Genomic DNA, 24,489 nt, shown 5'->3' on the forward strand with positions numbered 1-24,489 from the left:
TACAGTGAAACGGTCACCGGCCGCATGTAGGAGCGGGCTTGCCCGCGGTCAACTCGGCGTTTAGCCCAGCAATTCGCCCAGTACCCGCACCAACTGGCCGCACTGCGCGTCGGTACCCACCGTGATGCGCAGGAACTGGTCGATGCGCGGCGCCTTGAAGTGGCGTACCAGCACCGCGCGGTTGCGCAGCGCCAGGGCGAGTTCGCCGGCGTCGTGCTGCGGATGGCGGGCAAAGACGAAGTTGGCCGCCGACGGCAGCACTTCGAAGCCCAGCCCGGCAAGGTCCGCGCTCAATTGCTCGCGGGTGGCGATCACCCGGCGACAGCTCTCGCGGAAATGCGGTTCGTCCTCCACCGAGGCCACCGCCCCGGCAATCGCCATGCGGTCCAGCGGATAGGAGTTGAAGCTGTTCTTGACCCGCTCGAGGCCGGCGATCAGGTCCGGGTGGCCAAGCGCATAGCCCACGCGCAGGCCGGCCAGCGAGCGGCTCTTGGAGAAGGTCTGCACCACCAGCAGGTTGGGGTAGCGGTTGATCAGCGCGATCGCGCTCTCTCCGCCGAAATCCACGTAGGCCTCGTCGACCACGACGACCGCTTCCGGATTGCCGGCGACGATGCGCTCGATCTCGGCGAGCGGCAGCGGCCGGCCGGTCGGCGCGTTGGGATTGGCGATGATGATGCCGCCAGCGCGCTCGTCGCCCTGCGGCAGGTAGTCGTCCGCCCGGATCGCGTAGTGATCGTCCAGCGGAATCAGGCGGTGCGCGATGCCGTACAGCCCGCAATACACCGGGTAGAAGCTGTAGGTGATGTCGGCGAACCACAGCGGGCGTTCATGGCGCAGCAGGGCGTGGAAGGCGTGTGCCAGCACTTCGTCCGAGCCGTTGCCGACGAAGACCTGCTGCGGCTCCAGCGAGAAGCGTGCGGCCAGTGCGGCCTTCAGGCGGTCGGCATTGGGGTCCGGGTACAGGCGCAGGCTGTCGGTCACCTCCATGCGGATGGCCTGCAGCGCCTTGGGCGAGGGGCCGTAGGGATGCTCGTTGGTGTTGAGCTTGACCAGGTTGTCGATCTTGGGCTGTTCGCCCGGCACGTAGGGGGTCAGGCCGTGAACCACGGCGCTCCAGTAGCGGCTCATCTCTAGGGTACAGCTCGTTGGGGACTGTCTGCCCTGCCTGTTGCAGCAGGATTGTGCGGCGATGGTATCATGGCCGCTCCTCATTTCCCTTGTGCCAAGCACTGCGCCATGCGGCAAGCCGACGTCACCCGCAACACCCTCGAAACCCGCATCGCGGTCAGCATCGACCTGGACGGTACCGGCAAGGCCGAACTGGCCACCGGCGTGCCCTTCCTCGATCACATGCTCGACCAGATCGCCCGCCACGGAGCGATCGACCTGACGGTGAAGGCGGAGGGTGATACGCATATCGACGACCACCACACGGTGGAAGACGTCGGTATCACCCTGGGGCAGGCCTTTGCCAGCGCGCTGGGCGACAAGAAGGGCATCCGCCGCTACGGCCACGCCTACGTGCCGCTGGACGAGGCGCTGTCGCGCGTGGTGGTGGACTTCTCCGGCCGTCCGGGGCTGCATTACTTCGTCGATTACACCCGCGCACGGATCGGCAGCTTCGATGTGGATCTGGCGCGTGAGTTCTTCCAGGGTTTCGTCAATCACGCCGGCGTGACCCTGCACATCGACAACCTGCGTGGTGACAACGCCCACCACCAGTGCGAGACCATCTTCAAGGCCTTCGGCCGCGCGCTGCGCATGGCCGCCGAGCGCGACGAGCGGGCGGCCGGTGCCATTCCCTCCACCAAGGGCGCGCTCTGACGCCAGTCCGAATTCACCAGCAAGCGAGAATCCTGTGATGACCAAAGTGGCCATCATCGACTACGGCATGGGCAACCTGCGTTCGGTTGCCAAGGCGGTCGAGCACGTGGCCGGCGGCGAATCCGTTGCCGTGACCTGCGATCCGGACGTGGTGCGGCGAGCCGACCGGGTGGTGTTCCCGGGGCAGGGGGCGATGCCCGACTGCATGCGCGAACTCGAGCGCCGCGGCCTGCGTGCGGCGGTGCTGGAGGCGGCCGAGACCAAGCCTTTCCTCGGTATCTGTATCGGTCAGCAGATGCTCTTCGCCCACAGCGAGGAGGGCGACGTGCCCGGCCTGGGCATCCTGCCCGGCGAGGTCGTGCGCTTCGACGAGGCGCGGATGGTCGGCGCCGACGGGGTCCGCCTGAAGGTGCCGCACATGGGCTGGAACGAGGTCTGGCAGTCCGCGCCGCATGCCTTGTGGGAAGGTATCCCGGACGGCGAGCGCTTCTACTTCGTGCACAGCTATTACGTCGCCCCGGCCGACCGCGCCCTGGTCGCGGCCGAAACCGACTATGGCCTGCGCTTTACCAGTGCGGTGGCGCGGGCTAATATCTTCGCGGTCCAGTTCCATCCGGAAAAGAGTGCCGCGTCGGGCTTGCAGTTGTTGTCCAATTTCATCCGCTGGGCGCCCTGAACGCCGAGGCTTCCGCCCGCTGCGCTCCTTCCTGCCACTACGACGAATTCCTATCCCGGTATGCTGCTCATTCCCGCCATCGACCTCAAGGACGGCCATTGCGTACGCCTCAAGCAGGGCGAAATGGACGACGCCACGGTGTTTTCCGAACAACCGGCCGCGATGGCCCGCCACTGGATCGACCAGGGCGCGCGTCGCCTGCACCTGGTTGACCTCAATGGCGCGTTTGCCGGCAAACCCAAGAACGAAGCGGCCATCCGCGCGATCTGCGACGAAGTCGGCGACGACATTCCGGTGCAGCTCGGCGGCGGTATCCGCGACCTCGACACCATCGAGCGTTATCTCGACAACGGCATCTCCTATGTGATCATCGGCACTGCCGCGGTGAAGAACCCCGGTTTCCTGCACGACGCCTGTGGCGCCTTCCCCGGCCACATCATCGTCGGCCTCGATGCCAAGGACGGCAAGGTGGCGGTCGATGGATGGTCCAAGATGACCGGCCACGACGTGGTCGACCTGGCCAAGAAGTACGAGGACTACGGCGTCGAGGCGGTGATCTACACCGATATCGGCCGCGACGGCATGCTGTCCGGCGTCAATATCGAAGCCACCGTGCGCCTGGCGCAGGCCCTGCGCATTCCGGTGATCGCCAGCGGCGGCATCGCCAGCCTGGTGGACATCGACGCCCTGTGCGCGGTGGAGTCCGAAGGAGTGGCCGGGGCAATCACCGGCCGGGCGATCTACGAAGGCACGCTGGACTTTGCCGCCGCCCAGGCGCGGGCCGACACGCTGAACGGCGGCGCTGCCTGATGCTCGCCAAGCGCATCATCCCCTGCCTGGACGTCAATGCCGGGCGCGTGGTCAAGGGCGTGAATTTCGTCGAGCTGCGCGATGCCGGCGATCCGGTGGAAATTGCGCGACGCTACGACGAGCAGGGCGCGGACGAGATCACCTTCCTGGACATCACCGCCAGCTCCGACGCGCGCGACATCATCCTGCACGTGGTCGAGCAGGTGGCCGAGCAGGTCTTCATTCCGCTCACCGTCGGTGGTGGCGTGCGTACCGTCGATGATGTGCGCCGCCTGCTCAATGCCGGTGCCGACAAGGTCAGCATCAACACCGCGGCGGTGAACAACCCGCAGATCGTCGCCGACGCCAGCGGCAAGGTCGGCAGCCAGTGCATCGTGGTGGCGATCGACGCCAAGCAGACCGCGCCGGGCAAGTGGGAGGTGTTCACCCACGGCGGGCGCAACAATACAGGCCTGGACGCCATCGAATGGGCCAAGAAGGTGGAGTCGCTGGGCGCCGGCGAGATCCTGCTGACCAGCATGGATCGCGACGGCACCAAGATCGGTTTCGACCTCGGTCTGACCCGTGCGGTGTCGGACGCGGTGCGCGTTCCGGTGATCGCCAGTGGCGGCGTCGGCTCGCTCGAACACCTGGTCGACGGGGTCACCGAGGGGCGTGCGGACGCGGTGCTGGCCGCCAGCATCTTCCATTTCGGACAACACACGGTGCGCGAAGCCAAGGAGCTGATGCGCAGCCGGGGCATCGAGGTACGACTGTGAGCGCAGCCAACGCACGGTGGCTCAACGAGGTGCAATGGGACGAGCACGGCCTGGTGCCGGTGATCGCCCAGGAGGCGGGCAGCGGCGACGTGCTGATGTTCGCCTGGATGAATCGCGAAGCCTTGCAGCGCACCGCGGAGACCGGTGAGGCCGTCTACTGGTCGCGCTCGCGCCGCAAGCTCTGGCACAAGGGCGAGGAATCCGGCCATGTACAGAAGGTGGTCGAGATCCGCGTCGACTGCGACAATGACGTCGTGCTGCTGAAGGTGGAGCAGCAGGGCGGCATCGCCTGTCACACCGGGCGTCACAGCTGTTTCTTCCAGAAGTATCTCGCCGAGGGGCGCTGGGAAGTCGTCGAACCCGTCGTCAAGGACCCGCAGGAGATCTACAAGTGATCGACATCGAAGTGCTGCATCGCGTGGCGGCCACCCTGGCCGAACGCAAGAAGGCCGACCCGGACTCTTCCTACGTCTCCAGTCTGTACACCAAGGGCACCGACGCGATCTGCAAGAAGGTGGCCGAGGAGGCGGCGGAAACCATCATGGCCGCCAAGGACAAGGACATGCTCCACCTGGTGTGGGAGGTGACCGACCTGTGGTTCCACTCCATGGTGCTGCTGGCGCACCACGGCCTGTCGGTGGATGACGTGCTCGCCGAATTCCGCCGCCGCGAAGGCGTGTCGGGCATCGACGAGAAGAAGTCCCGCACCGCGGTCTGAGGGCCGGGCGATGAGCGACTGCATTTTCTGCCGCATCGTCAGCGGCGAGATTCCGGCGAAGAAGATCTACGAGGACGACCTCGTGGTCGCCTTCCATGACATCAATCCGATCGCGCCGGTGCATTTCCTGGTGATTCCGAAGGTGCATGTGGCGTCGATGGCCGAGCTCACCGACGAGCACGAGGCGGTGATGGGGCGGGTGATGACCGTCGCCGGCCGACTTGCGCGGGAACAAGGCGCGACCGACGGGTTCAGAACTATTATCAACACCGGCAGGGTGGGCAGGCAGGAGGTGTATCATCTGCACGTTCACATCCTCGGTGGGCCGGAAGTCCTTCCGGCAATGTTGAAGCGTTAAGGAGAGCGGTATGGGTTCATTCAGCATCTGGCACTGGCTCATCGTGCTGGTCATTGTCCTGCTGGTATTCGGCACCAAGAAGCTGCGTAACATCGGCCAGGATCTGGGGGGCGCGGTGAAGGGCTTCAAGGACGGCATGAAGGAAGCCGAGGGCTCCGCCGAAGAGGGCAAGCCGCAGCAGAAAATCGCCGAAGGCCAGGTGATCGACGCCGAGGCCAAGGAAAAGGTCGAGAAAGCGGGTTCCTGAAGTCCGCAATCCGCGCGATCGACAAGGGGCGCCGCGCCAGTGCGCCCCTTCCTTTTGGGTTCGGGGAACCCGCCTGATGGCTGACAACAGGCTCTAGCACATGTTCGATTTTGGTTTTTCCGAGTTGCTGCTGATCGCCGTGGTCGCGCTGATCGTGGTAGGTCCGGAGCGTTTGCCGAAGGTGGCCCGCACCGCCGGGCACCTGCTCGGGCGCCTGCAGCGCTATGTGGGCGACGTGAAGTCCGACATCCAGCGCGAGATGCAGCTCGAGGATCTGAAGAAGCTCCAGCAGCAGGTGGAGCAGCAGGCCCGGGATCTCGAGGGCTCGATTCGCGGCCAGATGAACAACGTGGAGGCGGATCTCAACAAGACGGCGGCAGAAGTCTCAGAGGCCGTTGCGGTGAGCGCGAAACCGTCCGCGGCCGACGAGCCCGCTCCGCCGGCCAGCGGCAGCGCCCTGCTCGCGGCCGATGCGGTGCCTGAACGAAAGCAGCAGGAAGGCGAGGCTGACGCGCCGCAGGAAGACGCGACACCCAGCCCGCAACTCGAACTCGGACTCGACCCGGCGGCCTCGGCCTCCCGTCAGCCCGCGGAGAAGGCATGAGCACGGCAACCCAGGAAACCTTCATCTCCCATCTGGTCGAGTTGCGCGACCGCCTGCTGCGGGCGGTCGTTGCGGTGATCGTCGTGTTCGTCTGCCTGATGCCCTGGGCCGGCGACATCTACGACCTGCTGGCGCTGCCGATGATGAATACCCTGCCGGAAGGGACCAACATGATCGCCACCGGGGTGGTGACGCCCTTCTTCGTGCCGGTCAAGGTCACCCTGATGGTGTCCTTCGTCATCGCCCTGCCGATCGTGCTCTACCAAGCCTGGTCCTTCATCGCGCCGGGTCTCTATGCGCACGAGCGGCGCATGGCCATTCCGCTGGTGCTCGGCACCACGCTGCTGTTCCTCATCGGCATGGCGTTCTGCTACTTCTTCGTGTTCGGCATGGTGTTCTCGTTCATTGCCGAGTTCGCGCCGAAGAGCATCGTGCCTGCGCCGGACATCGAGCAGTACCTGTCCTTCGTGATGACGCTGTTCCTCGCCTTCGGCCTGACCTTCGAGGTGCCGGTGGTGGTCGTGGTGCTGGCACGGGCCGGGATCGTCAGCATCGAGAAACTCAGGGAGGCGCGCCCGTACGTGATCGTCGGCGCCTTCGTGATCGCCGCGATCGTCACCCCGCCCGACGTCATTTCGCAACTGCTGCTGGCGATACCGATGTGCCTGCTCTACGAGTTCGGCATCATGCTGGCGAAGATGGTCCGCAAACCCGCGGTGCCCGCGGTCTACGAGCCGCCGAGCGAAGATGAGATGGACCGCGAACTCGACCGCATCGAGGCTTCGGAGCGCAGCGACGGCAAGTGAGGCTTGCACGGCGGTGCGCTCCGCGCGGAGCGCGCTGTGGGCCTCCGGGCGCATCGCGGCTTCATCGATGAAGGCTCAGCCAGTCCTTGCCTGAGGGCAGGCGAGAAGATCCGTCGGGCAGCCGGCTGGCCGGCGGCGCCCGCAGCCCTGTCCATTCAAGCTTGAAACGTCGTCGCCGCCCTGCGCAGCGCACCTTGGTCATGGCGCGCGTGCGTCGTGACTACATCACGGATGCTCAGTTGCGAGCCGGGGTCGGGCGGCGGCCCACTTCCACGTCGAGGTCCAGTTCGCTGTTCGCCCGCCGTACGCGGAAGCGGGCGACGTTGCCGGGCGGCAGCGCGGCGACCATCTCGAGCATGCTCTTGGTGTCCCGCACGTTGCGTCCATCGACGCCGATCAGCACGTCGCCCGGACGGATGCCCGCGCGTTCGGCGGGGCTGCCGCGCAGCACGCCGGCGATCAGGGCGCCGGACGGATCGGTGAGCCCGAAGGATTCCGCCAGCTCCGGGGTGATCTCCTGGATCTCGACGCCGACCCAGCCGCGCGTGACCTGCCCGGAGGTGACGATCTGCTCGAGCACGTTTCGGGCGAGAGACACCGGGATGGCGAAACCGATCCCGAGGGATCCGCCGGACCGTGAGTAGATCGCGGTATTGATGCCGACGAGATTGCCGGCGCTGTCGACCAGGGCGCCGCCCGAGTTGCCCGGGTTGATCGCCGCGTCGGTCTGGATGTAGTTTTCGAAGGTGTTGATGCCCAGGTGGGTACGGCCGAGCGCCGAGATGATGCCCATGGTCACGGTCTGGCCGACGCCGAAGGGGTTGCCGATCGCCAGCACGACATCGCCAACGTTCAGCGAATCGGCCTGTGCGAAGGTGATCACCGGGAACTGCGCATCGGTCTGCAACTTGAGTACCGCAAGATCGGTTTCCGGGTCCCGGCCCACGAGGCGTGCGGGGAACTTGCGCCCGTCGTTGAGCGCCACCTCGATCTCGTCGGCGGCCTCGATCACGTGGTTGTTGGTCAGCACGAATCCGTCCGGGCTGACGATGACCCCCGAACCCAGGCCCGCAGCGCGCTGACGCGGGGAGGAATCCGGGCGCTCGCCGAAGAAATGACGGAAGACGGGGTCGTCGAACAGCGGGTGGCGCTGGGTGCGCACTTCCTTGCTGGTGAAAATGTGGACCACCGCCGGCATCGAGCGCTGGGCAGCCTGCGCGTACGAGCCCGGCGCGTTGGCGGGTAGCGGGTCGCCATTGTCCCCGCTGCCCCCCGGCGCTTCGAAAATCGCCACCACAGACGACGGCGTGGCGCCGCGCAGCCACTCTGGCTTGAGGGTGCTGACCACGAACAGGACGGCGACGCTGATCGTCACGGCCTGCGAGAAGATGAGCCAGAGGCGGCGCATAATGTGCTTTTGCGACGGTTGGCCGGAGCGGCCGCCGAAGGGGTGGAACGAAACGATGGACGGAGGCAGGATGCAACTCAGTGCGCTGCGAACACACCTTGACGAATTGCTTGAAGTCTCGCGCTTACGGGATTATTGCCCAAACGGCCTGCAAGTGGAAGGACGCCCCGAGGTGAGGCGGGTGCTGTGCGGCGTGACCGCCAGCCAGGCACTTCTCGACCGGGCGGTGGCCGGCGCGTTCGACGCGATCCTGGTGCATCACGGCTATTTCTGGAAGGGTGAGGATGGCCGCGTGACAGGTATCCGCCGCCAGCGCCTGGCGACCCTTCTGACCCATGACATCAGCCTGCTGGCCTACCATCTTCCGCTGGACGTCCATCCCGAACTCGGCAACAACGCCCAACTCGGCCGGCTGATGGGGTGGCGTGCGGATGGGCGCTTCGCCGACCAGGATCTCGGTTGGCTGGGGGTCTTGCCGCAGCCCGAACCGGCTTCCCGGATCGCACGGTCGATCGCTGCGCGCCTCGGACGCGACCCCCTGCTGGTGGGCGACGGCGAGCGCATGGTGCGTCGCGTGGCATGGTGCACCGGCGGCGCCCAGGGCTATTTCGAGCAGGCGATCCTGGCCGGGGCCGACCTCTATGTCTCGGGCGAGATCTCCGAGCAGACCGTGCATCTTGCGCGCGAATCCGGTGTGCCTTACCTGGCCGCCGGCCATCACGCGACCGAACGCTACGGCGCCCGCGCGCTGGCGCGCTACCTCGTCGACACGCTTGGCCTGGAGGCCGAATTCGTCGATATCGACAATCCTGTCTGAGCCTGCCCGCCACGCGCGGACCTGGCGTGATCAGCCGGCGGCGTCGGCGCCGGGCGCGCGGTAGCGCCCGAGCTGGACCTCCAGCACCGAGGCCAGCATCAGAAGTTCATCGACCACGCTCAGCGGGAATCCCTGGCGGGTGCCTTCGCGGTTGTCACGCAGCAGCTTCTCCAGGTAGGCCTGGCATTCGACGGTGCGCCAGGTGCGGACCAGCGTGTCGACCACGTGGGGCATGTCCTCGACGTGATGGGTGGCCAGGCGCGCCTCGTCGTAGTTGTCCCAGGTGACCGTCTTGACGTTGAAGGTCTTGTTGAGCTGGCGCGACAGCCCGTCGAACTCGGCGCGCATGCCGGCAGCACGGTAGACGTCCAGCAGCTTCAGCCAGGGCTGTACCGCCTGTTGCGGATTGCCGCGGATGAACTCGGCGAGGGTCTCGGCGGCGCCCTGGACGCGGCCGAAGCTCATCATGATCTCGGCCAGTTCCACTGCGGATTCATGTTCCTCGATGTTCTCGTCCTCGACGGCGATCGGTGCGACCGACGGGGCCGCCCACTCGTAGGACGGTGTCGGTGGCGCTTCTTCCGTGGGCGGGCGGTCGAGCTGAATCGCGCCGCGCGAGGGCTCCAGGCCGCTGGCCGCGCGGGCCTCCTCGGGCCACACGCCCGCGGCGGGCTGGGTTGTTGTCGATAGCGAGGCCGCGCGCGCTGCGGCCGCATCGCGACGCCGGCGATCCAGCGCCTGAAGTCCCAGGATGGCGGCGACGATGCCGGCGAACAGGGCGAGATAGAGCGGCCAGTCGCTCCTTGGCGCAGTGCTTGCCGGTACATTGGCCTCGATCGCCGGGGCCGCGGGCTGCTGTGCCGGCGGAGCGGGCGTGGCTTGGGCCGGCATTGCCGCGTCGAGACGGTTTGCGCGGTCGATGAGTTCGGCCTGGATGCGTTCGAGCTCGCGGATGCGTTCGAGCAGATCGACCTGAGCCTGGATGCTGCGGTCGATGGCCGCAACCAGCTGGCGCTCGCGGGCGCCGGAGTCGGCGCTGGCATCGTAGCGCGGGCCGGCAGGCGCGTCCGCTGTCGCGTCCTCCGCAACATCGACGACCAGCCGGTCCTCCCGCGGCGCACTGGGCGGTGGCGTCGCGGCGGGGCGGCGTGGCGCAGCAGGCGTCATCTGGGCGGGCTTCCGTTCCGCGGTGCGCGCGGGGCTGCCTGAGCCTGCCGTCGCGGGGGCGCTCACGCGGGCCGGATCGGGCACCAGCAGCTCGGTGCCCGGGGGGAGCGCTCGGGCGCGTGAATCGCGGTCGGGGAACAGTGTGGGGTTGGCGCGGGCGGCGTCGGCGACGAAGCGCTCTCGAATCGCCGGCTCATGCGGATAGAGCGCCGCCGCGAGGCTTTCGAGGGATTCGCCGGGTGCCGTCGTCCAGGTCTGGTGGCGCGCCGCCTGAGCGGGCTGCGGTGCCGGAGAGGGGGTGCGGGAGGGCTGGGCTTTCGCAGCCGCGGGCGACGGGGCCGCCGCCGCATCCGCCTGCAGTGTCGGGAGCGCCACCGGAAAAGGGAGCAGCAGGGTGTATTCGCGGCGCAGCCGCGAGGCGCAGACGTTGTCTATCCCGAGACGCAGAACCGGCTCGTTGACCGGGGTCGGGGCGCTTATGGTGATGATCTTGTCGCCGCGCGAGGATGTGGAGATCCGTGCGCGGGTGACCCATGGTCCTGCGTCCGCCGCACCGGGGGCGATGCGCAGGCATTCGCCCGCTTCTTCGAGTCTGCCCGCGCCGAGCTGCAGATCGACCCGCAGCGGTTCGCCAAGCGCCGACAGCGACAGCACCTCTCCGAGCGCGACCGCGTGTACCGTGGGCGACGCCGGGAGCAGCGTGAATGCCGCGGCGAGCGGAAGGAGGATTGGCGTCAGCTTGTTCTTGGTCTTGGTCATTGTCCGCATCGCGGGTTGCTGAGCGGCACCGGGCGGTGGCGATGCCGATATTGTCGGCCATTCTAGTGGCTGTCGCGGGGCTTCGCATCCGGGCGTGTGCATAATTTCACTGCTTTCGCATCCTCCGCCCGCCTCTCGGACCGGACGGCCATCCGTCACGCGCGCCGAAATCGCGGTAAGATCGTCGGCACCATACGTTACCGTACGTGAAGCATGCCGCTTTCTGCCCCCAAATCCCCGCGGCAGCGGGTCCATACACGGCGTATCGAGGTCGAGGGTTTCCGCCGCGACGACGGCTTGCTGGAGCTCGAGGCCTGTCTGCGCGACGTGAAGGATCTCGACTATCCGATCGCCTCGGGCGTCCGTCGGGCCGGCGATCCGGTGCACGAGATGCGCGTGCGGATCACCATCGATGCCGCCTTCAACATTCTCGATGCCGAGGCGTGCTCCGACTGGGTGCCGTACCCGGGCGGGTGCGACACCATCGGGCCGGCCTACCGGCAACTGATCGGCCTGAACCTCGTGCGTGGCTTTCGCCGGACCGTGGGCGAGATGTTCGCCGATGTGCGGGGCTGCTCGCATGTCACCGAGCTCTTGCTGAGCCTGCCCACCGCGGCGATCCAGACCTTCGCCACCTTTCGTCGCGACAACGAGGACAACGGCGAGAAGCCTTTTCAGCTCGACCGCTGCCACGCGCTGGACACCGGCAGCGAAACGGTGCGCCGCTACTATCCGAAGTGGTACCGCACGCCGGGGGGCGGGGGCTGACGGCAGGGGCCTCGTCCGTCTCTGTGCTGCACTGCGGGCAAGGTCCGGTTGCACTGCGCAAATCCGGTTATAATCCTGCGGTCCTGCCGTGCGTCCGGATGTTTTTTGGCGTGCGCGGAGGGGCCGGGGCCGGCCATCGGCGGTCGCTCCGCAAGCGGTGTCTGCGCCGGGCGAGGGAGGCTGGCGCGCATCGTGGAGCCTCGCTCCGAAACGACCCATCAACCTGTTCGCGGGCGTGTTCGCTTCGCGACTTCGATCGAAGGGCAATCATGAAGATTCATGAGTATCAGGCAAAAGAACTGCTGAGGAAGTACGGCGTGGTGACGCCGCGCGGCAAGGCGTGTTTCAGCGTCGATGAAGCAGTCGCAGCAGCCGAAGAGCTGGGCGGCAAGATCTGGGTGGTGAAGGCCCAGATTCACGCCGGTGGGCGTGGCAAGGGCGGCGGCGTGAAGCTCGCCCGCTCCATGGACGAAGTGCGTCAGCTGGCCGGCGAGATCCTCGGCATGCAGCTGGTGACCCACCAGACCGGCCCCGAGGGCCAGAAGGTGCGTCGTCTGCTGATCGAGGAAGGCGCCGACATCAAGAAGGAATACTACGTTGCGGCGCTGACCGACCGTGCGACCCAGAAGGTGGCGATGATGGCCTCCTCCGAGGGCGGCATGGACATCGAGGAAGTCGCGCACAACACCCCCGAGAAGATCATCAAGGTGTTCGTCGATCCGCTGGTCGGCCTCACCGACGCGCAGGCCACCGAGCTGGCCCAGGGCATCGGCGTTCCCGAAGGCTCCATGGCCCAGGCGGTCGACACGCTGAAGAAGCTGTACACCTGCTACATGGAAACCGATGCCTCGCTGGCCGAGATCAACCCACTGATCCTCGAAGGCAACGGCAACATCAAGGCGCTGGACGCCAAGTTCAACTTCGACTCCAACGCCCTCTACCGTCACCCGGAAATCGTCGAGTACCGCGACCTGGACGAAGAGGATGCCGACGAGATCGAAGCCTCCAAGTTCGACCTGGCCTACATCAGCCTGGACGGCAACATCGGCTGCCTGGTGAACGGTGCCGGCCTGGCCATGGCCACCATGGACACCATCAAGCTGTTCGGCGCCGAGCCGGCCAACTTCCTGGACGTGGGCGGCGGTGCGACCACCGAGAAGGTCACCGAAGCCTTCAAGATCATGCTCAAGAACCCCAAGGTCAAGGGCATCCTGGTGAACATCTTCGGCGGCATCATGCGCTGCGACACCATCGCCACCGGCGTGGTCGCGGCCGCGCGCGAAGTGCATCTCTCCGTCCCGCTCGTGGTGCGCATGAAGGGCACCAACGAAGACCTCGGCAAGAAAATCCTCGCCGAGTCGGGCCTGCCGATCATCTCCGCCGACACCATGGCGGAAGCCGCGACCAAGATCGTCGCCGCTGTTCAGTAAGGAGAGTTGCGAATGTCCATCCTGATCAACAAAGACACCAAGGTCATCACCCAGGGCATCACCGGGAAGACCGGCCAGTTCCACACCGAGAAGTGCCAGGAGTACGCCAACGGCAAGAACTGCTTCGTTGCCGGCGTGAACCCCAAGAAGGCCGGTGAGAGCATCTTCAACATCCCCATCTACGCCTCCGTCAAGGAAGCGGCTGCGGAAACCGGCGCCACCGTGTCGGTGATCTACGTGCCGCCCGCCGGCGCCGCTGCGGCGATCTGGGAAGCCTGCGAGGCCGACCTCGACCTGGCGATCTGCATCACCGAAGGCATTCCGGTGCGCGACATGCTGGAAGTGCGCAACAAGATGAAGCAGAAGGTTGCCAAGGGCGGCAAGGAAACCTTGCTGCTGGGCCCCAACTGCCCCGGCCTGATCACGCCCGACGAGATCAAGATCGGCATCATGCCCGGCCACATCCACAAGAAGGGCCGCATCGGCGTGGTGTCGCGTTCCGGCACCCTGACCTATGAAGCCGTGGCGCAGCTGACCGAGATCGGCCTGGGCCAGTCTTCCGCGGTCGGTATCGGCGGCGACCCGATCAACGGTCTGAAGCACATCGACGTGATGCGCATGTTCAACGACGATCCGGACACCGACGCGGTGATCATGATCGGCGAGATCGGCGGTCCGGACGAAGCCGAAGCCGCGCTGTGGTGCAAGGACAACATGAAGAAGCCGGTGGTCGGCTTCATCGCCGGTGTCACCGCTCCGGCCGGCAAGCGCATGGGCCACGCCGGTGCGCTGATCTCCGGTGGCGCGGACACCGCCGATGCCAAGCTCGCCATCATGGAAGAGTGCGGTTTCAAGGTGACCCGCAACCCGTCCGAGATGGGCAAGCTGCTCAAGGCCATGCTCTGATCGGTCGAGAGCGATCCGCACGAAAAGCGCCGGCTGGTCCGGCGCTTTTTCTTTTTCGCAGGCAATGCCGTTTCTCCCAAGGGACAGCGCCTGCGGCACGCTGCTAGAATGCTCCGATCCCCGCAGCGGCCGGTGCTGCAGGGGTCTTGCGAGAGGAGCCGGGTTGCCGGGAGTGCCGGATGCAAGCTTCGTCCCTTGCCGTGCGCTGGGCTGCGCTCAGTGACATCGGTCTGCAGCGAGCACGCAACGAGGATGCCTTCCTCGTCGTGCCCGAGCGCTCGTACGCGGTCTTGTCCGACGGGATGGGTGGGCATCGGGGTGGAGATGTTGCGGCGCGCATCGTCATCGATACCGTACGGGATGAGCTGTGCCGGCGTCCGGTGGGCAGTGGTGCCGAGGCGTCCGCATCGGCCCTGAGGGCGGCGGTGCTCGCCGCCAACGACGCGGTGCTTGCCGCGGCAGCCGAGGACCGGGGCTTGACCGGCATGGGCGCGACCGTGGTGGCTGCAAGCCTGTGTGCCGACGGTCTGGTATTCGCCAACGTGGGCGACTCGCGGCTGTACCGCTACCGCGAAGGCCGGCTCGAGCAGCTCACGCATGACCACACCATGTTGCAGGAGCTTGTCGACGGCGGCATGATTAGCCCGGAGCAGGCCCTGCGGACGCCGTTTCGTGGCATGCTCACGCGGGCGCTCGGGGTGGAGCCCGAGGTGCTGGTCGACGTGCGACAGACGGACCTCCGGCCGGGCGACATGCTGCTGATGTGCTCGGACGGCCTGACCGACATGGTCGACGATGACGAGATTGCCGTCATGCTGGCGGCCGGGGGCGATGTCGACGATCGCGCCGCAGCGCTGGTGGCCTATGCGAACGCGGGAGGAGGGCGCGACAATATCACTGTCGTGCTGGCCGCCGTGGCGGATGACGAAGCGGTAGCCGACGTGGGCGGCTAGCGGAACGAACGAATGGGTGAGAGGCAATGCCGAAGTTGATCCTCAGTATGGACGGTCTGGTGCTCAAGGAGGTGATCCTCAAGAAGGAGCGGACGACCATCGGGCGCAAGGCGGACAACGACATCCAGATCGACAACCTCGCCATCAGCGGCCATCACGCGGTCATCGTCTGCATCCTCAACGACGCCTTCCTCGAGGATCTGAACAGCACCAACGGCACTTACGTGAACAGCCAGCAGATCAAGAAGCATGTGCTGAAGAATCACGACGTGATCGAGCTGGGCAAGTACCGCCTGAAGTTCCTGGTCGATGCCGCACCGTCCGGTGCGGGAGCGGTCGACCTGGTGGATACCGGCGCGCTGCGCGCGGCGGGGGCGCCCGAGGTCGAAGCGCTTGCGGCCTCCTCGCCGGAGCGTTCGCAGACCCGTACCCAGCATTTCCCGCCTGAGTCGCTCGACGCCATGGAGACCCCTTCTGCACTCCCCGAGGGGGCCTTGCAGGTGCTCAGCGGTGCCAATGCGGGGCGGGAGCTGGCGCTGACCAAGTCCCTGACGACGCTGGGCAAGCCGGGCAACCAGGTGGCGGTGATCACCCGGCGGCCGCATGGCTACTACATCACCCATGTCGAAGGGGCGAGCTTTCCCATGGTCAATGGACAGACCCTGGACGCCCAGGCGCACCGGCTCGAGGATCACGACATCATCGAGATCGCCGGCATCAAGATGGAGTTCTTCCTGCGCGCTTGAGCTTTGCGGGCGCAGATGCCCGCAGGCGTGACTTTGTGCAACCCGTCCAGGCACTGCGGGTGTTAGGCTTCGCGCAGGTGTGGCGTACAGCCTTTCGACCGGCCGAGAGCCGGCTGGTGGAATTCCCTGAATGAAGTTAACGGTACTAGGCTGCAGTGGCGGCATCGGTGGTGCGAGGTCGCGGACGACCAGTTTCCTGGTCGACGACGACATCCTGCTCGACTGCGGTACCGGTGTCGGCGATCTGGAGCTCGATGCGCTGCGGGCTGTCGACCACGTCTTCGTCACCCACGCCCATCTTGATCACATCGCCTCCATCCCCCTGCTGATCGATTCGGTGGGCGAGTCGCGGCGTTTTCCGCTCACCGTATACGGATCGCCGGAAACCTTGCGCATCCTGCGCTCGCACATTTTCAACTGGCTGATCTGGCCGGACTTCACCGCCATTCCCAACCGTCACCGGCCTTTCCTGCGCTTGCAGCCGGTCAAGGTGGGCGAGTGCGTGCGCCTGGGCGAGCGTGCGATTACCGCGCTGCCGGCCCATCACACCGTGCCCGCGCTCGGCTACTGCCTGGACAGCGGGGCCGGCAAGCTGGTCTATACCGGCGACACGACCTACTGCAAACCGCTGATCGCCGCGCTCAACCAGACGCGCAACCTGCGTCACCTGATCGTCGAGACGGCCTTCCCGGACGAGCAGCACGGGCTGGCGCTGGCATCCCGCCATCTGTCGCCCAGCCTGCTGGGCGCCATGCTCGACGAACTCGAGGTGTCGCCCCAGGTGTACATCAGCCATCTCAAGCCGGGTGTCGGCGAGCGCATCATGGCGCAGATCGCCTGTTACGCCGGGCGCCTTCGTCCCCGGGCGCTGGTCCACGGAGAGATCCTCGAGTTCTGAGGCGAATCCGTGTAGCCCGTGCAGCGACATGCGCCAGGCCCTAGAATCCAGCGTATGTCGATTCTTCCAAGGCGGGCATGCGCATGAACGCTTCACCCGGAAAACCCGCTGCCAGCGACGTGGCCGGCCGGCTGGCCTTCTTCAAGGGCTTGCAGGCGGTCACCAACCGTATTCATTCGACCCTCGATGCGGACCAGATCGTCTTTGAACTCGCTGACGACATCTGTGCGCTGTTCGATGCCGAACGCCTGACCATCTACACGCTGGATGAGGGTGGCAATGCCATCGTCACCAAGGTGAAGACCGGCCTGCGGGCCATACAGCGCATCAAGCTGCCGATAGACGAAACCAGCATCGCCGGCTATGTGGCCTTGCGCCGCGTGCTGGTCAATATCGCCGACGTCTATGACGAGGCCGAGCTACGTGCGCTGTCGCCCAGCCTGAGCTTCCGCAAGGAGGTCGACGAGCGCAGTGGCTTCCGCACGCGGCAGATGCTGGCGGCGCCGGTCATCGAACCGGAGAGCGGCCAGCTCGAAGGCGTGATCCAGCTGATCAACGCTGCCGGCGGGCGCTTTTCCGCCGTGGCGGAGGAGGGCCTGCTGGGCCTGGCGCAGACCCTGGGCGTGGCCTTCGCCAAGCACCGCAGCGCGCCCGCGGCCCTGCGCTCGCGTTTCGATGCGCTGGTGGCGGATGGCCGCATCACCGCCGAGGAACTCGGCGAATCCACCCGGCTCGCGCGTGAGCAGGGCGCCAGCACCGAGCGGGTGCTGATCGATGCGCTCGGTCTCTCGCATGCGGAGCTGGGTGAGGCGGCGGCCCGCTTCTACGGCGTGCCTTACGAGCCCTTCCGCGCCGACCGCGTCAAGCCGATGGACCTGTTGCGCAACATCAAGCGCGAATACGTCCAGCAGAGCCACTGGCTGCCTTTGGAGGAAACCACCGAGGGCGTCGTGGTGATGACCGTCGACCCGGAGCAGGTCCGCTCCTCGCGCGTCGTCCATAACGTGTTCCCGCGCGCGCGGCTGGCATTCCGGGTCACCACGCGCGATGAGTTCGAACGCACGGTCAACCAGTTCTTCGAACCTTCGCTCGACATGGGCTCGGTGGACGACCTGCTGTCCGACCTGTCCGAGGAGGAGTACGAGAGCTCGGTTCACGACGACGTCAATGCGGCTGCCGACAACGAGCTGGTCAAGCTGGTCAACAAGATCATCATCGATGCCCACCGCCAGGGGGCTTCCGACATCCACATCGAGCCGCGGCCGGGCAAGGAGAAGACCCTGGTGCGCTTCCGCCGCGACGGCGTGCTGCTGCCCTACATCGAGGTGCCGGCGAGCTACCGCAATCCGCTGGTCACGCGCATCAAGATCATGTGCGACCTGGACATCTCCGAGCGCCGCCGTCCGCAGGACGGCAAGATCAAGTTCCGCAAGTACGCCCCGCTCGACATCGAGCTGCGGGTGGCGACACTACCCACCGCGGGCGGCATCGAAGACGTGGTGATGCGCATCCTCGGCAACAGCGAACCGATTCCGCTCGACCGGCTCGGCCTGTCGGCGCGCAACCTGGCGCGCCTGCGCGAGGTGATCGCCAGTCCGCACGGCATCTTCTTCGTCTGCGGGCCGACCGGTTCGGGCAAGACCACCACGCTGCATTCGGTGCTCGGCCACATCAACACGCCGGAAACCAAGATCTGGACGGCGGAGGACCCGGTGGAGATCACCCAGAAGGGGCTGCGCCAGGTTCAGGTGAACCGCAAGGCCGGGCTGGATTTCGCCACGCTGATGCGCGCCTTCCTGCGTGCCGATCCGGACGTCATCATGGTCGGCGAGATGCGCGACGAGGAGACTGCCTCGGTCGGCATCGAGGCTTCGCTCACCGGCCACCTCGTCCTGTCCACGCTGCACACCAACAGCGCGCCGGAGTCCATCGTCCGCCTGCTCGACATGGGCATGGACCCCTTCAACTTCGCCGACGCGCTGCTCGGCGTGCTGGCCCAGCGCCTCGCCCGCCGGCTGTGCACCAGCTGTCGCCAGGCCTACCACCCGGACGAGACCGAGATCGACCATCTGCTCGACGAGTACTGTGCGGACATGGACCTCGTCCCCGCCTTCCGCGCCGACCCGGCCGCCGCGCGCGCAGCCTTGCTCGCCGAGTGGAAGGCCAATTGGGCCGACGCGCAGGGACGCTTCACCCTGTACCGTGCGGTGGGCTGCCAGGAGTGCAACAAGGGCTACCGCGGCCGTGTCGGGCTGCATGAGCTGATGATCGCCTCGGATGAGATCCGCCGCCTGATACAGGAGCGCAGCAGGGTCGCGGCGCTGCGCGCCGAGGCCCTGGTCGAGGGCATGCGTACGCTGCGCCAGGACGGTATCGAGAAGGTCCTCGCCGGCATCCTCGACATGGTCCAGGTGCGCAAGGTCTGTGCGCGCTGAGCGCCGCTTGCCGGCCTGAACCGAGCTTCAGGCTAGAATCCCCGGCTGAAGATCCACTGGAGTGTTCCCGCCATGTTCCGTATCGCCCCCAGCCTGCTGTCCGCCGACTTTGCCCGCCTGGGCGAGGAAGTGCGCAATGTCGTCGCCGCCGGTGCCGACTGGATCCACTTCGACGTGATGGACAACCACTACGTGCCCAACCTCACCGTCGGTCCGCTGGTCTGCGAGGCGATCCGTCCGCACACCAGCGCGCCGATCGACGTGCACCTGATGGTCAAGCCGGTCGATCGCATCATCCCTGACTTCGCCAAGGCCGGTGCCAACGTGATCACCTTCCACCCGGAAGCCTCCGAGCATGTCGACCGCACGCTGGGCCTGATCCGCGAGTCCGGCTGTCAGGCCGGGCTGGTGTTCAATCCGGCCACCCCGCTGACCTGGATGGACCACGTCATGGACCAGCTCGACGTGGTGCTGCTGATGAGCGTGAACCCGGGTTTCGGCGGGCAGAAATTCATCCCCGGCACGCTCGCCAAGCTGCGCGCGGCGCGCGACAAGATCGACGCCTACGAGGCCAGGAGCGGGCGACGCATCCTGCTGGAGATCGACGGCGGGGTGAAGGTGGACAACATCGCCGAGATCGCCGCCGCCGGGGCGGATACCTTCGTCGCCGGTTCGGCGGTGTTCGGCGCCGGCCGCGCCGAGGACCCGAACCGCTACGACTCGGTGATCGCCGCGCTGCGCGCCAAGCTGGCGGACACGGGCCGATGAGCGGCGTGCGCTACCCGGCCGAGGCGGTGCTGTTCGATCTGGACGGCACCCTGCTCGACACCATCGCCGACCTGGCCGAAGGGGCCAACCGCATGCTGGCCGAACTCGGCCGCCCGCTGCGCACGCTGGACGAGGTGCACAGCTTCGTCGGCAAGGGCATCCCCAACCTGGTGCGCCGCTGCCTCACCGAGAATACCCAGGCCACCGAGGCCGAGATCGACGCCGCGCTGCCGGTCTTCCGCCGCCACTATGCCGAGGTGAACGGCCGGGCAACGCGCATCTACCCCGGCGTCCTCGAAACGCTGGCGGCCTTGCGCGAACAGGGCCGGCGCCTGGCGGTGGTCACCAACAAGGCCGAGGCCTTCACCCTGCCGCTGCTCGAACGCATGGGGATTGCCGGCCACTTCGACGCGGTGGTCAGCGGAGATACCCTGCCGGTCAAGAAGCCCGACCCGGCGGTGCTGTTCCACGCCTGCCGGCTGCTCGGCGTGGATGCCGGGCGGACGGTGATGATCGGCGACTCGGCCAACGACGCGCTGGCCGCGCGCGGCGCGGGCATGCCGGTGCTGCTGGTGACCTACGGATACAGCGAGGGTATGCCCGTGGACAGCATCGATTGCGATGGGCTACTATCGAACGCACGCGAGGCGCTGGACCGTCTGCAAGCCTTGTAGCACAAGGCTTCCGGCCCGTTTCGCACATCCTCCTCACACCCGCCAGATCGAATCGTGACTCACACAGACCGGGCTTCGGACAGCATCAGGGTTCCCGACCACGCCGCCTGCCAGGGCCGGCGGTGCTGGCGCTGGTGGCCTGCGGGCCGATAATCGCACCCACCCGCAGCGGGTGACCGGGGCCGACCCGGTGCCGCACCCGCAACCAACGCCTGTCCGTACCGCACCGTATTCCGTGGAGTCTCCATGCGCGAACAAGAATTCAACGCCCTGGCCGAACAGGGCTACAACCGCATTCCGGTTACCCTCGAGACCTTTGCCGATCTCGATACCCCGCTGTCGATCTACCTGAAGCTGGCCAACGAGCCGTGGACCTACCTGCTCGAATCGGTGCAGGGCGGCGAGCGTTTCGGGCGCTATTCCTTCATCGGCCTCTCGTCGCCGACCCGCATCGAGGTCTATGGCCGCTCCGCGCTGCTGCTCACCGGCAACCGCCTGGTCGAGCGCCGCGACTACGGCGACCCGCTCAACTTCGTCGCCGAGTTCATGGAGCGCATCAAGGTGCCGCCGCGCGAGCACCTGCCGCGCTTCGCCGGCGGCCTGGTGGGCTGCTTCGGCTACGACACGGTGCGCTACATCGAGCCGCGCCTGGGGCGCACCGAGAAGGATGACCCGCTGGGTACGCCCGACATCGTGCTGCTGCTCTCGGAAGAGATCGCCATCGTCGACAACCTCTCCGGCAAGCTCACCCTGGTGGTGTACGCCGAGCCCGAGGTGCCGGGCGCCTACAAGCGCGCGCAGAAGCGCCTCAAGGAACTGCTCGCCCGCCTGCGCGCGCCGGCGGAGATTCCCGCCGAGACGCGCTGCGAATCGCAGCCGGAAGTGTCCAGCTTCGGTGAGCAGGCCTTCAAGGAGGCGGTGAACCGTGCCAAGCAATACATCGTCGATGGCGACATCATGCAGGTGGTGCTCGCCCAGCGCATGAGCAAGCCCTTCGGCGCCAGCCCGCTGGCGCTCTACCGGGCGATCCGCACGCTCAACCCCTCGCCCTACATGTTCTATTTCAACTTCGACGACTTCCATGTCGTCGGGGCCTCGCCCGAGATCCTGGTGCGCCTGGAGGACAACAACGTCACCGTGCGGCCGATCGCCGGCACCCGCAAGCGCGGCGCCACCCCGGAAGAGGACCTGGCGCTGGAGCGCGACCTGCTGGCCGACGAGAAGGAGCGTGCCGAGCACCTGCAGCTGCTCGACCTCGGGCGCAACGACGCCGGCCGGGTGGCCGAGATCGGCAGCGTGCGGGTGACCGACCAGTTCGCCATCGAGCGTTACTCGCACGTGATGCACATCGTGTCCAACGTCGAAGCCAAGCTCAAGGAAGGGCTCAACGCGCTGGCCGTACTGCGCGCCAGCTTCCCGGCGGGCACCGTGTCCGGGGCGCCCAAGGTGCGCGCGATGGAGATCATCGACGAACTCGAACCGGTCAAGCGCGGCATCTATGCCGGTGCCGCCGGCTACATCGGCTTCCACGGCGACATGGATCTCGCCATCGCCATCCGCACCGCGGTGGTCAAGGACGGGCAGATCCACGTGCAGGCCGGTGCCGGCATCGTTGCCGACTCCGACCCCGAATCCGAATGGCAGGAAACCCGCAACAAGGCGCGCGCGATGCTGCGCGCAGCCGAGATGGCCGAAGCCGGCCTCGACACCCGCATCGACTGAACAGTGGCCCAGCCGGGGTGCGGCCACGCCCCGCAACGGAGAACGGCATGAACGAGGAAACGCACGTCTTCTACCGCAACCCCTTCACCGTCTACCCGGTGATCGCGCGCGGCGAGGGCGCCTACCTGTTCGACAAGAAGGGCAAGCGTTACATGGACGCCTGTGGCGGCGCGGTGGTCTCCGCCCTCGGCCACGGCGTGCCCAAGGTGGTCGAGGCCCTCAAGGCGCAGCTGGACAGCGTCGAGTTCGCCCATACCAGCCAGTTCACCAACACCCCGCAGGAGGAACTGGCCGAGTTGCTGGCCGACCTGTCGCCGGGCGGGCTCAACCATGCCTATTTCGTTTCCGGCGGTTCGGAGGCGGTGGAGTCCGCCATCAAGATGGCGCGCGCCTACTGGGTGCAGATGGGGCGGCCGGAAAAGTGGATGGTGATCGGCCGCGAGCAGAGCTATCACGGCAACACCCTGGGCGCGCTGGCCGCCGGCGGCAACCGCTGGCGCCGTGCGCTGTACGAGCCCATGCTCTACCAGCGTCCGCGCGTGTCGCCCTGTTACTGCTACCGCTGTCCCTTCGACAAGGACCCGGCGCACTGCGCGCTGGAGTGCGCCGACGACCTCGAACGCGCCATCCTCGAAGTCGGCCCGGAGAAGGTCTCCGCCTTCATCGCCGAACCCATCGTCGGCGCCACCGCCGGCGCCCTGGTGCCGCACGAGAACTACTTCCGCCGCATCCGCGAGATCTGCGACCGCTACGACGTGCTGCTGATCGCCGACGAGGTGATGACCGGCCTGGGCCGCTGCGGCACCTGGTTCGCGATCAAGCAGTTCGGCGTGGTGCCGGACATGATCTGTCTGGCCAAGGGCCTGGCCGCCGGTTATGTGCCGATTGGCGCCACCCTGGTGCACAACCACATCGTCGACACCTTCCACAACCGCCGCAACGTCTTCCAGCACGGCCATACCTACATGGGCCATCCGCTGGCCGCAGCGGCCGGGGTGGCGGTGATCAAGTACATGCAGCAGCACAAGCTGGTCGAGCGCAGCAAGAAGATGGGCGATGAGCTGATGAGCCGCCTGCGCGAAGCCCTGCACGACCACCCGCACGTGGGCGACATCCGCGGGCGCGGGCTGTTCTGCGGCATCGAGTTCGTGCTCGACCGCGCAAGCAAGACGCCGTTCGAGCCCGAGCTCGGCTTCCATCGCATCCTCGGCGAGACCGCCTTCGCCAACGGCCTGATCATCTATCCGATGGGCGGCACGCTGGACGGGCGGCGCGGCGACCACGTGCTGATCGCACCGCCCTTCGTCATCACCAAGGCGCAGATCGGCCGCCTGGTGGAACTGCTGGTGAAGTCGATCGACGCCACCGTGGACCGGCTGCGCGACCGCATCGCCGCCGCCGCGCTGCCATGAGTGCGCCGGTCGCCATCACCGTCGCGCCCAACGGCGCCCGCCGCGGGAAGGGCGACCATGCGGCGATTCCGCTCACCCTGGCCGAGATCGTTGCCGAGGCGTGTGCCTGCCGCGCCGCGGGAGCGTCCATCCTGCACCTGCATGTACGCGAAGCCGACGGCCGCCATAGCCTGGACGCGGGGCGCTACCGCGAGACCATGGCCGCGGTGCGCGAGGCCTGCGACATCGTGCTGCAGCCGACCACCGAGCGGGTCGGCATCTTCGCCCCGGCCGACATGATGCGCGTGCAGCGCGCGCTGGCGCCGGAGATGATCACCTTCAACCTGCAGGAACTGCTCGAGCCCGACGGCCCGGAGCAGGTGGCCGCGGTGCGCGACTTTCTCGCCGAGACCGCGGCGGCCGGCACGGTGCCGCAGTACATCGTGTACAGCCCCGAGCAACTGGCCGTGCTGCGCCGCTGGTGGGAAGACGGCTGGCTGCCGCAGGCCGAACCCTACGTGCTGGTGGTGCTGGGCCGTTACGCGGACAGCGTCAGCCGCCCGGCGGACATCCTCAGCTACCTGCCCTTCCTGCCCGAGCGATGGCGATGGGGCGTGTGCGCCTTCGGGCGCGAGGAACTGGCCTGCGTGGTGCAGGCCGCGCTGGCCGGCGGACACTGCCGGGTGGGTTTCGAGAACAACCTCACCGCCGTCGACGGCACGCCGCTGGCCGGCAACGCCGAGCAGGTCGGCCGCCTGGCCGGCATCCTCGGCCAACTCGGCTTCGCCGTGGCCGACCCGGCCGCGGTACGACAGACATTCGGCATCGCCCGCGGGCGATGAA

The 24,489-nt window shown here is 67.0% G+C and carries 26 protein-coding genes; 23 read left to right on the forward strand and 3 right to left on the reverse strand.

All coding sequences use genetic code 11. The annotated features are described in order from the left end of the window. Nucleotides 1-60: 60 nt before the first annotated feature. Nucleotides 61-1,131 (reverse strand): histidinol-phosphate transaminase, encoded by a 1,071-nt coding sequence (gene hisC / locus IAI53_RS16515; protein ID WP_187719231.1) that lies wholly within the window; start codon nt 1,129-1,131, stop codon nt 61-63. A gap of 108 nt (nt 1,132-1,239) precedes the next feature. Between hisC and hisB the strand changes: the two genes are divergently transcribed. From hisB to tatC, 10 genes are all read left to right on the forward strand, one after another. Further along, entirely contained in the window at nt 1,240-1,827 is a 588-nt protein-coding gene (gene hisB / locus IAI53_RS16520) for an imidazoleglycerol-phosphate dehydratase HisB (RefSeq protein WP_187719232.1), read from the forward strand. Nucleotides 1,828-1,864: 37 nt separating this feature from the next. Next, nucleotides 1,865-2,503: an imidazole glycerol phosphate synthase subunit HisH gene (hisH, locus tag IAI53_RS16525; protein WP_187719233.1), complete on the forward strand. Its 639-nt coding sequence runs from the start codon at nt 1,865-1,867 to the stop codon at nt 2,501-2,503. Nucleotides 2,504-2,563: 60 nt separating this feature from the next. Further along, on the forward strand, nt 2,564-3,313 hold the full coding sequence (gene hisA / locus IAI53_RS16530; protein ID WP_187719234.1) for a 1-(5-phosphoribosyl)-5-[(5-phosphoribosylamino)methylideneamino]imidazole-4-carboxamide isomerase: 750 nt from the start codon (nt 2,564-2,566) through the stop codon (nt 3,311-3,313). Continuing rightward, nucleotides 3,313-4,071 carry an imidazole glycerol phosphate synthase subunit HisF gene (gene hisF, locus IAI53_RS16535; protein WP_187719235.1) on the forward strand — a complete coding sequence of 253 codons (759 nt, stop codon included), beginning with the start codon at nt 3,313-3,315 and terminating at the stop codon, nt 4,069-4,071. Before hisA ends, hisF begins: the two co-directional genes overlap by 1 nt. Continuing rightward, the gene (gene hisI / locus IAI53_RS16540) at nt 4,068-4,466 is read left to right on the forward strand and encodes a phosphoribosyl-AMP cyclohydrolase (RefSeq protein ID WP_187719236.1); all 399 of its coding nucleotides are present in this window, start codon (nt 4,068-4,070) and stop codon (nt 4,464-4,466) included. Before hisF ends, hisI begins: the two co-directional genes overlap by 4 nt. Next, nucleotides 4,463-4,789, forward strand: coding sequence for a phosphoribosyl-ATP diphosphatase (locus tag IAI53_RS16545; protein WP_187719237.1), 327 nt, complete (start codon nt 4,463-4,465; stop codon nt 4,787-4,789). The genes hisI and IAI53_RS16545 overlap by 4 nt, the downstream gene beginning before the upstream one ends. A 10-nt stretch (nt 4,790-4,799) precedes the next feature. Next, complete coding sequence (locus IAI53_RS16550; protein ID WP_187719238.1) at nt 4,800-5,147, forward strand: histidine triad nucleotide-binding protein; 348 nt, start codon at nt 4,800-4,802, stop codon at nt 5,145-5,147. A gap of 10 nt (nt 5,148-5,157) precedes the next feature. Continuing rightward, on the forward strand, nt 5,158-5,394 hold the full coding sequence (tatA, locus tag IAI53_RS16555) for a Sec-independent protein translocase subunit TatA (RefSeq protein ID WP_187719239.1): 237 nt from the start codon (nt 5,158-5,160) through the stop codon (nt 5,392-5,394). A 100-nt stretch (nt 5,395-5,494) separates the two neighbouring features. After that, nucleotides 5,495-5,998 (forward strand): Sec-independent protein translocase protein TatB, encoded by a 504-nt coding sequence (gene tatB, locus IAI53_RS16560; RefSeq protein WP_187719240.1) that lies wholly within the window; start codon nt 5,495-5,497, stop codon nt 5,996-5,998. Beyond that, the gene (gene tatC / locus IAI53_RS16565; protein WP_187719241.1) at nt 5,995-6,804 is read left to right on the forward strand and encodes a twin-arginine translocase subunit TatC; all 810 of its coding nucleotides are present in this window, start codon (nt 5,995-5,997) and stop codon (nt 6,802-6,804) included. The genes tatB and tatC overlap by 4 nt, the downstream gene beginning before the upstream one ends. Nucleotides 6,805-7,039: 235 nt before the next feature. Here tatC and IAI53_RS16570 read toward each other — a convergent pair whose 3' ends face one another. Next, nucleotides 7,040-8,212: a Do family serine endopeptidase gene (locus IAI53_RS16570; protein ID WP_187719242.1), complete on the reverse strand. Its 1,173-nt coding sequence runs from the start codon at nt 8,210-8,212 to the stop codon at nt 7,040-7,042. 70 nt (nt 8,213-8,282) lie between these two features. Here IAI53_RS16570 and IAI53_RS16575 point away from each other — a divergent pair, with 70 nt between their 5' ends. After that, on the forward strand, nt 8,283-9,029 hold the full coding sequence (locus IAI53_RS16575) for a Nif3-like dinuclear metal center hexameric protein (protein WP_187719243.1): 747 nt from the start codon (nt 8,283-8,285) through the stop codon (nt 9,027-9,029). A gap of 30 nt (nt 9,030-9,059) precedes the next feature. Here IAI53_RS16575 and IAI53_RS16580 read toward each other — a convergent pair whose 3' ends face one another. Beyond that, the gene (locus IAI53_RS16580) at nt 9,060-10,955 is read right to left on the reverse strand and encodes a type IV pilus assembly protein FimV (protein ID WP_187719244.1); all 1,896 of its coding nucleotides are present in this window, start codon (nt 10,953-10,955) and stop codon (nt 9,060-9,062) included. 213 nt (nt 10,956-11,168) lie between these two features. On the opposite strand from IAI53_RS16580, the gene IAI53_RS16585 reads away from it, so the two are divergent. The 12 genes from IAI53_RS16585 to IAI53_RS16640 all read left to right on the forward strand — a co-directional run bounded on the left by IAI53_RS16585 (nt 11,169) and on the right by IAI53_RS16640 (nt 24,488). Continuing rightward, the gene (locus tag IAI53_RS16585; protein ID WP_187719245.1) at nt 11,169-11,723 is read left to right on the forward strand and encodes a DUF2889 domain-containing protein; all 555 of its coding nucleotides are present in this window, start codon (nt 11,169-11,171) and stop codon (nt 11,721-11,723) included. Nucleotides 11,724-11,992: 269 nt separating this feature from the next. After that, a complete protein-coding gene (sucC, locus tag IAI53_RS16590) occupies nt 11,993-13,153 on the forward strand; it encodes an ADP-forming succinate--CoA ligase subunit beta (RefSeq protein ID WP_107493120.1) in 1,161 nt (386 codons plus the stop codon). Nucleotides 13,154-13,165: 12 nt separating this feature from the next. Then, a complete protein-coding gene (gene sucD / locus IAI53_RS16595; RefSeq protein ID WP_187719246.1) occupies nt 13,166-14,059 on the forward strand; it encodes a succinate--CoA ligase subunit alpha in 894 nt (297 codons plus the stop codon). A gap of 179 nt (nt 14,060-14,238) precedes the next feature. Beyond that, nucleotides 14,239-15,012 (forward strand): Stp1/IreP family PP2C-type Ser/Thr phosphatase, encoded by a 774-nt coding sequence (locus tag IAI53_RS16600; RefSeq protein ID WP_187719247.1) that lies wholly within the window; start codon nt 14,239-14,241, stop codon nt 15,010-15,012. 26 nt (nt 15,013-15,038) lie between these two features. Beyond that, nucleotides 15,039-15,758 carry an FHA domain-containing protein gene (locus IAI53_RS16605; RefSeq protein WP_187719248.1) on the forward strand — a complete coding sequence of 240 codons (720 nt, stop codon included), beginning with the start codon at nt 15,039-15,041 and terminating at the stop codon, nt 15,756-15,758. 130 nt (nt 15,759-15,888) lie between these two features. Beyond that, a complete protein-coding gene (locus IAI53_RS16610; RefSeq protein WP_187719249.1) occupies nt 15,889-16,656 on the forward strand; it encodes a 3',5'-cyclic-nucleotide phosphodiesterase in 768 nt (255 codons plus the stop codon). A gap of 83 nt (nt 16,657-16,739) precedes the next feature. Continuing rightward, complete coding sequence (locus IAI53_RS16615; RefSeq protein ID WP_432813928.1) at nt 16,740-19,091, forward strand: GspE/PulE family protein; 2,352 nt, start codon at nt 16,740-16,742, stop codon at nt 19,089-19,091. 72 nt (nt 19,092-19,163) lie between these two features. Continuing rightward, complete coding sequence (gene rpe / locus IAI53_RS16620) at nt 19,164-19,859, forward strand: ribulose-phosphate 3-epimerase (RefSeq protein ID WP_187719251.1); 696 nt, start codon at nt 19,164-19,166, stop codon at nt 19,857-19,859. Then, the gene (locus IAI53_RS16625) at nt 19,856-20,533 is read left to right on the forward strand and encodes a phosphoglycolate phosphatase (protein ID WP_187719252.1); all 678 of its coding nucleotides are present in this window, start codon (nt 19,856-19,858) and stop codon (nt 20,531-20,533) included. Before rpe ends, IAI53_RS16625 begins: the two co-directional genes overlap by 4 nt. A gap of 246 nt (nt 20,534-20,779) precedes the next feature. Continuing rightward, entirely contained in the window at nt 20,780-22,255 is a 1,476-nt protein-coding gene (gene trpE, locus IAI53_RS16630) for an anthranilate synthase component I (RefSeq protein WP_187719253.1), read from the forward strand. Between the two features lie 47 nt (nt 22,256-22,302). Beyond that, a complete protein-coding gene (locus IAI53_RS16635; RefSeq protein WP_187719254.1) occupies nt 22,303-23,667 on the forward strand; it encodes an aspartate aminotransferase family protein in 1,365 nt (454 codons plus the stop codon). Then, nucleotides 23,664-24,488, forward strand: coding sequence for a beta-keto acid cleavage family enzyme (locus IAI53_RS16640; protein WP_187719255.1), 825 nt, complete (start codon nt 23,664-23,666; stop codon nt 24,486-24,488). The genes IAI53_RS16635 and IAI53_RS16640 overlap by 4 nt, the downstream gene beginning before the upstream one ends. The last annotated feature ends 1 nt before the right edge of the window (nt 24,489 follow it).

The sequence above is a fragment of the Thauera sedimentorum genome (genome assembly GCF_014489115.1).
Lineage (GTDB): Bacteria > Pseudomonadota > Gammaproteobacteria > Burkholderiales > Rhodocyclaceae > Pseudothauera > Pseudothauera sedimentorum.